Here is a 9,246-nt window from a genome sequence, read left to right as displayed (position 1 = left end):
TCCTGAGCGAAGCGATCGCGGAGCATCCCGAGCATAGCGAGGGGAGGACCTCGGTCATGGTCTTTCGTCCCTTAGGGGCAAGGCGAGATCCTTCGGCCCAAAAGCCGGCCTCAGGATGACACCCTTTCTGTCATCCTGAGCGAAGTGATCGCGGAGCATCCCGAGCAACGCGAGGGAAGGACCTCGGTCTTGGTCTTTCGTCCCTTAGGGGCAAGGCGAGATCCTTCGGCCAAAAATCCGGCCTCAGGATGACATCCTTTCTGTCATCCTGAGCGAAGCGATCGCGAAGCATCCCGAGCATAGCGGTCGGGTAGGATGATAGAACGGTTGATATTCAGATCGCAGCTATCGCCAGGCTGCCCAAGCAAAGCGATCCCGCAGGGTGGAAAATACCTCGCCTTTGGTGTCATTCTGAGGGCGAAGCCCGAAGAATCTCGCCCTGGTCCCTCATTCTGAACACAGTGATAATGAACGAAGTTCAATAAATCTTGTTTTTTTCCGCTGAATCTTCCAGGAAACAGTCATTCAAGAAAATTATCACCTTGCATGGCATCAAGAATTCTGAGCTTTAAAGACTCGTCTTCCTCTCCGTTGATATAATCCGTGATTATTTCCAAAAGCAGCACCTTGCCGATTTTTCCAGCTGCGACGTAAGCAGTGATATTCTCCATTTCCCGTATGAATCTCCCCGCACAGTACAGGTATCCGTTCTCCAGCAACATCTGGGCACACAGAACTACGGCCATTCTCTTATTCCCGTCCTGAAGCATGTGAAACTTGCAAACGGAAAAAAGAGATGAGTCAATTTTTCCTCGATTGTGGGATAGTAAAAATCATCCTGAATGAACTCAAGAATTCCCTTCAACCGTTCCATGCCGTCGGCTATAAATCCGCAGGTTCCGCCGCCGCTCATGTCGATGGTTTTTTTGTAGGTCTCGATTGCCCGCTCAACGGTGAGATAGATAATCCGGGGCATTTTATTTTCTTTCCTTGAGGCGTTTCAATACGTCCTGAGTCTCGTTGATTCTCTCGGCAAGTTCCCTGCTTTTTTCACCGAGGAACCGCTCAAATTCTTCCCGCTCCAACGGAGCAATATATTCTTCCAACTGGAGGTGAAGTGCGTCTCTAAAGGCCAAATCCCTGCTTGCCATTTTTCTCCTGGCCTTTTCAAGAAGGGGTTTCCAGTGCGGTTGTGATTCAAATTTACTGAAGAGAATATCCACTTCCTGAACAGTCAGACGCCGCCCTTTTTCCTGGAACGCATCTCTGAGGACAGCCGCAAAGCCGCATTCGTACGAAGCAACCAGGTCCAAAACTTCCGAATACATTGTATCCCGGAGGTTGTCCCTGGCCATAAGCTTGAGAATTTTACGGTACTCCTGGGCTCTTTCCCTGAATATACTGATATAAATCTTGTTCGTGTAGTTGGCATATTTGAAATTTCCGGCACCAACATAGTCCTTCAGGGCATCGGTAAATTCTTTTCTATAGGATTCACCGTAAAAAGCAGCCTGTATGAAGTCTTCGTCTCTCTGGTTTATGTACCTGGTGCCTCCTCCGGAGCGAATATTAATTGTATCTATAACGATATCAAGCATCATCCGGCGGAGCAACTTTGCGCGATCACTCTCTGTAACAAGCATTGCGAGATTCAGGAAAGCCCTGAAATCAAAAAGCCCCAGTTGAGGACTTCGTTTGATGTTTCCGAAATCAATTTCGGGAACATCCGTTTCATAAATCACTTTTTTCAGTGATTCCAACCTTTTGCCTCGTAGAACCTCATACCCGTTCGCACAAAGTTCATCTGAATATTTTTGAAGATAATTTTCTACAGTTCTTACATCTACTTCCAGAAAATCTGCCACCTGGTCTTTAAGAAGAACGACCTTACCCTGAAAGAAAATGCCGGTAATGCCGGAAGCTTTTTCTATTTCCTTCAGGGCAAACGGGTTATTGAGTATATTCTGTCGGTCTATTCTTGAATCGACAAGGGTTCTTTTTCTTTCTTCCACTGGCAGCTCTCCTCTTTCAATTTACTCCCGGTCATTTTCTGAAAATCCCCTGCACCCTGTCATTCCGAGGCCGGGTCCATGGCCACCCGAACCGCTCCTCGGGATGACAAAACTCCACGGTAGAGCTCCTCAGAATAACAGCAAGTGCGAGATCCTTCGGCCAAAAATCCGGCCTCAGGATGACACCCTTTCTGTCGTCCTGAGCAATGCGATCGCGAAGCATCCCGAGCAACGCGAGGGGAGACCTGGTTTTAAGGCCTTCAGAAGCAAAAATCAGATTCTTCGTCGCTTCACTCCTCAGAATGACAGCAGGACCGTGATCCTCCCCCTTCGGGGATGCTCCCTCCACTTCGTTCTGGGTGCTCCGCGAGCGCGAGCGTCGCTGCGCTCCTCAGGATGACACGAGCGGCTTGTCGTCCTGAGGCCGATTTTCATGGCCGAAGGACCTCGGTTTGTCATCCTGAGCGAAGCGATCGCGAAGCATCCCGAGCAACGCGAGGGGAGGATCTCGGGGTTGATCCTTAGTCCCTCAGCCCAGATCCTTCGGCCAAAAATCCGGCCTCAGGATGACAACAAGGGTGAGATCCTCCCCCTTCGGGGATGCTGCGCGATCGGGCGGTGAAACAGCCCTCAGGATGACAAAACTCCACGGTAGCCCCCTTCAGGATGACACCTTGGTTTCTGCCTCGGGATGGCGCTCGGACGCGGGCTTCTACGCCTCGCAGCTGAGTCCCTTTTCCAGCTTGCTGCAGATGAGCCTGCCCAGGCGTTCCGCCCCGATGCGGATTTTCTGCGGCTCCACCCCGCCGAAGCTGATCCGCATGCAGTCGTTCCCCATGCCGTTGCCCTCGATGAAGAAGCCTTCCCCCGCCACGTAGGCCACCTTCACGTCGGGAGAGGCGAGCGATTCGGCCAGCAGGTCGGTGGTGTTGATGCCTCCGGGAAGCCGGGCCCAGGTGAAGAGCCCCCCGTCAGGGAAGGTCCGCTCCGTCCCCTTCGGGAAGTATGTGTCGATGGACTCGATCATAACGTCCCGCCGCTCCCGGTAGAGGTCGCAGATCATCCTGTGATGGGCCGGGTAGTACCCCCGCTTGAAGAATTCGGCGCAGATGACCTGGGGCAGCATGGACGTGTGGGAGTTGGTGGCCGTCTTGGCGTCGAAGAGTTTCGCCGTGATTTCCTCCGACGCGAGGACGTAGCCCAGCCTGCTGCCGGGGGAGAAGATCTTGGAAAAGCTGTTGGCGAGGACGGTGTGGCCCGTGGTGTCGAAGGCCTTGATGGGAGGTAAATCCGTGCCGCTGTAGCGGATGTCCCGGTAGGGGTCGTCCTCGAGGATGATGGTGTCGTACCGGCTGCCGAGTTCGGCCACTTTCTTTCTCCGCTCGAGGGAGAGGGTGCGGCCGGTGGGGTTCTGGAAGGTGGGAATGACGTAGACCATCTTCGGCCTGTGTTCCCGGATCTTGGCCTCCAGGTCCTCGGGGACCATGCCGTTTTCGTCCATGGCGACGCTGATGCACCGGGCCTGGAACATCTCGAAGATCTCCACGCAGTGGACGAAGGTGGGGGACTCCACCAGGATAACGTCGCCGGGGTCGATGAAGAGCTGGCAGAGGAGGTTCATTCCCTCCAGGCCGCCGCTGGTGATGATAATCCTGCCGGCGTCGGCCTCCACGCCCTTGGGGGCGAGGAGCCCGCTTACCACGATTTCACGGAGGTCCGGTAGGCCCATGACGTTGCCGTACTGGAGGGCCTCCACTCCCCTGCCGTCCCTGGTGATCACCTCGTTCGTTATTTCCCTGACGATGTCAATGGGCAGGGCTTCCCTGGCCGGGGCCCCCCCTCCGAAGGAGATGATGCCGGGATCGTTCATGGCGCCGAAGAGGCCCCGGATGATGGCGGCCGATTTTTCCATGGTTTTCATTCTTTGGGCGAAGACTGTCATGATGCTCCCCCTTTCTCGGGCAGATTGGGAACTCGTTCATTGCCTGCATTGTATCATTTCGGGGGGATGGATGTTTTTGATATTATTACCATCCTGAGCTAAGCGAGAATTGCCGGGTTTCCCCTAATAAACAGGAAGCGAGATTCTTCCCTTGCTCCCTGGCGTCCTGAGCGAACGCGATCGCGGGGCATCCCGCTTTTGTCATCCTGAGCGAAGCGATCGCGAAGCATCCCGAGCACAGCGAGGGAAGGATCTCGGTTTTGGTCTTTCGTCCCTTAGGGGCAAGGCGAGATCCTTCGGCCAAAAATCCGGCCTCAGGATGACAGAACAGACGTCGTCCTGAGCAAACGCGATCGCGGAGCATCCCGAGCACAGCGAGGGAAGGATCTCGGTCTTGGTCTTTCGTCCCTTAGGGGCAAGACCGAGATCCTTCGGCCAAAAAAGCCGGCCTCAGGATGACAGAACAGACGTCGTCCTGAGCGAAGCGATCGCGAAGCATCCCGCTTTTGTCATCCTGAGCGAAGCGAAGGATCTCGGTCTTGGTCTTTCGTCCCTTAGGGGCAAGACCGAGATCCTTCGGCCAAAAAACCGGCCTCAGGATGACAGAACAGACGTCGTCCTGAGCGAACGCGATCGCGGGGCATCCCGCTTTTGTCATCCTGAGCAAAGCGAAGGATCTCGGTTTTGGTCTTTCGTCCCTTAGGGGCAAGGCGAGATCCTTCGGCCAAAAAAACCGGCCTCAGGATGACAGAACAGACGTCGTCCTGAGCGAAGCGATCGCGAAGCATCCCGAGCAACGCGAGGGGAGGACCTCGGGGTTGATCCTTCGTCTCTCAAGACCGAGATCCTTCGGCCAAAAAACCGGCCTCAGGATGACAGAACAGACGTCGTCCTGAGCGAACGCGATCGCGAAGCATCCCGAGCAACGCGAGGGGAGGACCTCGGGGTTGATCCTTCGTCTCTCAAGACCGAGATCCTTCGGCCAAAAATCCGGCCTCAGGATGACAGAACAGACGTCGTCCTGAGCAAACGCGATCGCGGAGCATCCCGAGCACAGCGAGGGAAGGATCTCGGTCTTGGTCTTTCGTCCCTTAGGGGCAAGGCGAGATCCTTCGGCCAAAAAATCCGGCCTCAGGATGACAGAACAGACGTCGTCCTGAGCGAACGCGATCGCGGGGCATCCCGAGCAACGCGAGGGGAGGACCTCGGGGTTGATCCTTCGTCTCTCAAGACCGAGATCCTTCGGCCAAAAAACCGGCCTCAGGATGACAAGACTCCGCAGTAGCACTTCTCAGGATGACAACAAGGGCGAGATCCTCCCCCTTCGGGGATGCTGTGCGATCGGGCGGTGGAACAGCCCTCAGGATGACAAGACTCCGCAGTAGCACTTCTCAGGATGACAACAAGGGCGAGAGCCTCCCCCTTCGGGGATGCTGCGCGATCGGGCGGTAGAACAGCCCTCAGGACGACACCCCCATGCCCTCAGAACGACAAAACCCCGGAGTCGGCATCGGGACGAGAAGGAGGGGGGGAAGGAATCACTGGTTAGTTATAGGGGTGAAGATAGCACTGGTTAATAACAAGCAGGGGAAACGGCCATTGACAGAATACTTTCTTGATGATAGAAATGGGACACTATGTCCCATTTTATGGAGGTCGCTGTATGGCACAGGAGAACGGGCGGGGAGGAAAAATGGACGGGGCCGTCAAGGTGACGGCGATCATGGAGGCCCTGTGTTCGTCCCCGACGCCCCTGACGGTCCGGGAGGTGGAGGAGATCACCGGTATTCCCAAGAGCACGGCGCACCGGTTTCTTTTGTCCCTGGAGGAACAGCGGTGGGCCATCCGGGATCCGCTGACCGAGGGCTACCGACCGGGCATCCGCTTTTTTCTTCTTTCCGGAACTTCGTCCTTCTACGACGAGCTGACCCGAACGGCGGACCCGGAGATGCGGGAGCTGATGAAGACGACGGGAAACACGGCGATCCTCAGCGTCACCGAGGGAACTTCGGGGCTGTGCATCCACTCGGTGGAACCCCCGGCGTCGGTTAAGTTCACGGCCCACCGGGGAATGGCCATTCCCCTCCACGCGGGGGCCACGGGGAAGGTGCTCCTCGCCCACTGCGCACCGGAGATCCGGTCCCGGGTGCTGGCCTCGCCCCTCCGTCCGCCCCGGGGGGACGGAACGGTGGACAGGGCGGAGCTGGAGAAGGAGCTGGAGCGGATCCGGGAGCAGGGGTTCGCTTTCAGCAGGGAGGAATGGATGCCCCATGCGGGTGATATCAGCGTGCCCCTTTTCGACGTCCGGGGCGTTTTCGTGGCCCAGATGGGGGTGGCGGGAATAGCGGACAGCGTCTTCCGGGATTTCGACGGTACCCTGCGCCTGCTGAAAGAGGCGGCCCGCAGTGTGGAACGGAAGATGGACACTCATATTTTCGGAGGTGGAAATCATGTTTCAGGTGAATGAACTGAACAGGGAGGCAATGACGATCCGGCTGGAAGGCCCCCTTCCCGACTACCCTGCTTTTGAGGAGGGAATCCGCCGGGCACCGGACCGGGGCTGGACCCTGAACCGGGCCGAGACGGAGCTGGCGGTGAAGAACGCCCTCCGGTACGTGCCGGAGGAGTACCACGAAGCGCTTCTCCCCGAGTTCCTGGAGGAACTGCGCACCCGCGGGCGGATCTACGCCTACCGTTTCCGCCCCGAAGGCCGGATCCGGGGGCTTTCGGTCAACCAGTACAAGGGGAAATGCCTGGCGGGAAAGGCTTTCCAGGTGATGATCGACAACAATCTCGACTTCGACATCGCCCTTTACCCCTACGAACTGGTGACCTACGGCGAGACGGGTCAGGTGTGCCAGAACTGGCTCCAGTACCGCCTCATCAAGAAATACCTGGAGGAGCTCACCGAGGACACCACTCTCGTGCTTGAGAGCGGCCACCCCCTCGGCCTGTTCAGGTCCAAGCCCGACGCGCCCCGGGTGATCCTGACCAACGGCTTGCTGGTGGGGCTGTTCGACAACCAGAACGAGTGGCACCGGGGAATGCAGCTCGGCGTGACCAACTACGGCCAGATGACCGCCGGAGGCTGGATGTACATCGGCCCCCAGGGGATCGTCCACGGCACCTTCAATACCATTCTGAACGCGGCCCGGCAACGGCTCGGCGTGGGGCAGAAGGGAAACCTCGCCGGAATCCTCTTCGTCTCTTCGGGCTTGGGGGGCATGAGCGGCGCCCAGCCGAAGGCGGTGGAGATCGCCGGAGGGGTGGGGATCATCGCCGAGGTGGATTCCTCCCGTATCGAGACCCGGCACAGCCAGGGATGGGTCAGCATGGTGGCGGAGAGTTGCGAGGAGGCCTTCTCCATGGCCGCCGAAGCCTGCAGGGAGAAAAAGCCCCTGTCCATCGCCTACCACGGCAACATCGTGGACCTGCTTCAGTATGCCGTGGACCACGAGATCGAGATCCCCCTGCTGTCCGACCAGACGTCCTGCCATGCCCCCTACGACGGCGGCTACTGTCCCCAGGGGCTGAGCTTCGACGAGCGGACCGCCCTGTTGTCGAAGGACCCGGCGGAGTACCGGCGGCTGGTGGATATTTCCCTCCGGAAACACTTCGAGCTGATCAAGGTCCTCACCGAGCGGGGAACTTTCTTCTTCGACTACGGCAATTCCTTCCTCCGGGCAGTGTTCGACGCCGGGGTGACCGAGGTCTGTAAAAACGGCGAAAACACCTACGACGGGTTCATCTGGCCCTCCTACGTGGAGGACATCATGGGCCCCGTGCTCTTTGACTACGGCTACGGCCCCTTCCGGTGGGTGTGCCTCAGCGGCGATCCCGAGGATCTGCGGAAGACGGACCGGGCGGCCATGGAGTGCATCGACCCCGACCGGAGAGCCCAGGACTACGACAACTGGGCCTGGATCCGGGACGCCGAGAAGAACGCCCTGGTGGTGGGTACCCAGGCCCGGATTCTCTACCAGGACGCCGAGGGCCGCACCCGCATCGCCCTGAAGTTCAACGAGATGGTCCGGAAGGGCGAGATCGGCCCCGTGATGCTCGGCCGGGACCACCACGACGTTTCCGGCGCAGACTCCCCCTACCGGGAAACGGCCAACATCAAGGACGGCAGCAACATCTGCGCCGACATGGCCACCGTCTGTTTCGCCGGGAACGCCGCCAGAGGGATGACCCTCTGCACCCTGCACAACGGCGGCGGCGTAGGAATAGGCAAGGCAATCAACGGCGGCTTCGGGCTGCTGCTGGACGGAAGGGAGTCCACCGACGAGATCATCCGTTCGGCCATGATGTGGGACGTTCTCGGCGGCGTGGCACGCCGGGCCTGGGCCCGGAACCCCAACGCCATGGAGGTCAGCCGGGAAGTGAACCACAAATATCCCGGCGACTATCACATCACCCTTCCCTACTCGGTCGGCGAGGATGCGGTAAAGGCGGCCGTAGACGCGCTCTTCAGCGGCAAAGAAGGGAACTGACTTCCGCCATGAGGGTGATACGGAAAACGCCCCGGGATTTCGTGCCGAAGCCGTGGAAAAACGGCCTCGGCGTCACTAGGGAGATCCACATCCACCCCGAGGACGCGAACTTTGAAACGGGTGATTTTCTCTGGAGGCTCAGTTCGGCGGACGTGACCTCGGGGGGGCCCTTCTCCTTCTTCCCCGGCTACGACAGGTCTCTTTTCCTTCTCTCCGGGGACGGCATGGACCTGGAGCTCCGGGGCGTGAAGGTCTCCCTGGCGGCTCCTTTCTCCTCCATCCGCTTCAAGGGCGAGGACGAGGTGATGTGTTCCCTGCCGGGAGGCCCCTGCACCGACTTCAACATCTTCTGCCGGCGGAGCGACGTATCCTGCGAATACCGGAAGATTCCGGTGACGGCCCTGCAAAAGCGGCTCTTTCTCCTGGGGGACTGGACGGTGCTCTTCTGCCTGAGGGGCGGCGTGTCGGCGGAATGGGATGGAGAATGGACGAAACTCGACGGAATGGAACTCCTCGTACTGGAAGACTACCCCGCCGATTTCTCCCTGACCTGCAGGGGAGCCCCCGACGGGGAGATTCTCCTGGTTACCCTCACGGCACGGAATTGATGCAGAGAAGCCCGGTCTCCCCTCTGGGATGGCCGGGCCTTTTTTTGCGGTCAGAACAGGAAAGCGTCCGGCAGGGTGGTCCACAGGGGCACGGTGCCGGACGTGATGGCCGCAGGCGGGGCGGACATGCCGGTCATCCTCCCGGCGGCCATGACCACCACCGGGAAGATGACGAGAAAACCGCCCATGGA

The 9,246-nt window shown here is 58.5% G+C and carries 8 protein-coding genes; 3 read left to right on the top strand and 5 right to left on the bottom strand.

All coding sequences use genetic code 11. The annotated features are described in order from the left end of the window. Nucleotides 1–521: 521 nt before the first annotated feature. From JMJ95_RS08565 to JMJ95_RS08550, 4 genes are all read right to left on the bottom strand, one after another. Nucleotides 522–746: a hypothetical protein gene (locus tag JMJ95_RS08565; protein WP_290684515.1), complete on the bottom strand. Its 225-nt coding sequence runs from the start codon at nt 744–746 to the stop codon at nt 522–524. Continuing rightward, entirely contained in the window at nt 737–976 is a 240-nt protein-coding gene (locus JMJ95_RS08560) for a hypothetical protein (RefSeq protein WP_290684513.1), read from the bottom strand. The genes JMJ95_RS08565 and JMJ95_RS08560 overlap by 10 nt, the downstream gene beginning before the upstream one ends. A gap of 1 nt (nt 977) precedes the next feature. Further along, nucleotides 978–2,012, bottom strand: a complete 1,035-nt coding sequence (locus JMJ95_RS08555) for a DNA-binding protein (RefSeq protein WP_290684512.1) — start codon at nt 2,010–2,012, stop codon at nt 978–980. 712 nt (nt 2,013–2,724) lie between these two features. Further along, entirely contained in the window at nt 2,725–3,954 is a 1,230-nt protein-coding gene (locus tag JMJ95_RS08550) for a PLP-dependent aminotransferase family protein (protein WP_290684510.1), read from the bottom strand. A gap of 1,663 nt (nt 3,955–5,617) precedes the next feature. Here JMJ95_RS08550 and JMJ95_RS08545 point away from each other — a divergent pair. The 3 genes from JMJ95_RS08545 to JMJ95_RS08535 are packed head-to-tail and all read left to right on the top strand — an operon-like array spanning nt 5,618 to nt 9,055. Further along, nucleotides 5,618–6,421 carry an IclR family transcriptional regulator gene (locus tag JMJ95_RS08545; protein ID WP_290684508.1) on the top strand — a complete coding sequence of 268 codons (804 nt, stop codon included), beginning with the start codon at nt 5,618–5,620 and terminating at the stop codon, nt 6,419–6,421. Beyond that, nucleotides 6,405–8,447 (top strand): urocanate hydratase, encoded by a 2,043-nt coding sequence (locus JMJ95_RS08540; protein ID WP_290684506.1) that lies wholly within the window; start codon nt 6,405–6,407, stop codon nt 8,445–8,447. Before JMJ95_RS08545 ends, JMJ95_RS08540 begins: the two co-directional genes overlap by 17 nt. Before the next feature lie 8 nt (nt 8,448–8,455). Further along, the gene (locus tag JMJ95_RS08535) at nt 8,456–9,055 is read left to right on the top strand and encodes a HutD family protein (RefSeq protein ID WP_290684504.1); all 600 of its coding nucleotides are present in this window, start codon (nt 8,456–8,458) and stop codon (nt 9,053–9,055) included. A gap of 50 nt (nt 9,056–9,105) precedes the next feature. Here JMJ95_RS08535 and JMJ95_RS08530 read toward each other — a convergent pair whose 3' ends face one another. Next, nucleotides 9,106–9,243 (bottom strand): hypothetical protein, encoded by a 138-nt coding sequence (locus JMJ95_RS08530; protein ID WP_290684502.1) that lies wholly within the window; start codon nt 9,241–9,243, stop codon nt 9,106–9,108. Nucleotides 9,244–9,246 lie beyond the last annotated feature (3 nt).

Origin of the sequence: Aminivibrio sp. (genome assembly GCF_016756745.1) — a bacterium.
In the GTDB taxonomy this organism is placed as follows: domain Bacteria; phylum Synergistota; class Synergistia; order Synergistales; family Aminobacteriaceae; genus Aminivibrio.
Note: the sequence above shows the minus strand (reverse complement) of the source record. Positions and strands in the feature narration are given on the sequence as shown.

Coding starts and splice junctions, on each gene's coding strand:
- JMJ95_RS08565 (WP_290684515.1), bottom strand. CDS start 746: ATGGCCGTAGTTCTGTGTGCCCAGATGTTGCTGGAGAACGGATACCTG.
- JMJ95_RS08560 (WP_290684513.1), bottom strand. CDS start 976: ATGCCCCGGATTATCTATCTCACCGTTGAGCGGGCAATCGAGACCTAC.
- JMJ95_RS08550 (WP_290684510.1), bottom strand. CDS start 3,954: ATGACAGTCTTCGCCCAAAGAATGAAAACCATGGAAAAATCGGCCGCC.
- JMJ95_RS08545 (WP_290684508.1), top strand. CDS start 5,618: ATGGCACAGGAGAACGGGCGGGGAGGAAAAATGGACGGGGCCGTCAAG.
- JMJ95_RS08540 (WP_290684506.1), top strand. CDS start 6,405: ATGTTTCAGGTGAATGAACTGAACAGGGAGGCAATGACGATCCGGCTG.
- JMJ95_RS08535 (WP_290684504.1), top strand. CDS start 8,456: ATGAGGGTGATACGGAAAACGCCCCGGGATTTCGTGCCGAAGCCGTGG.
- JMJ95_RS08530 (WP_290684502.1), bottom strand. CDS start 9,243: ATGGGCGGTTTTCTCGTCATCTTCCCGGTGGTGGTCATGGCCGCCGGG.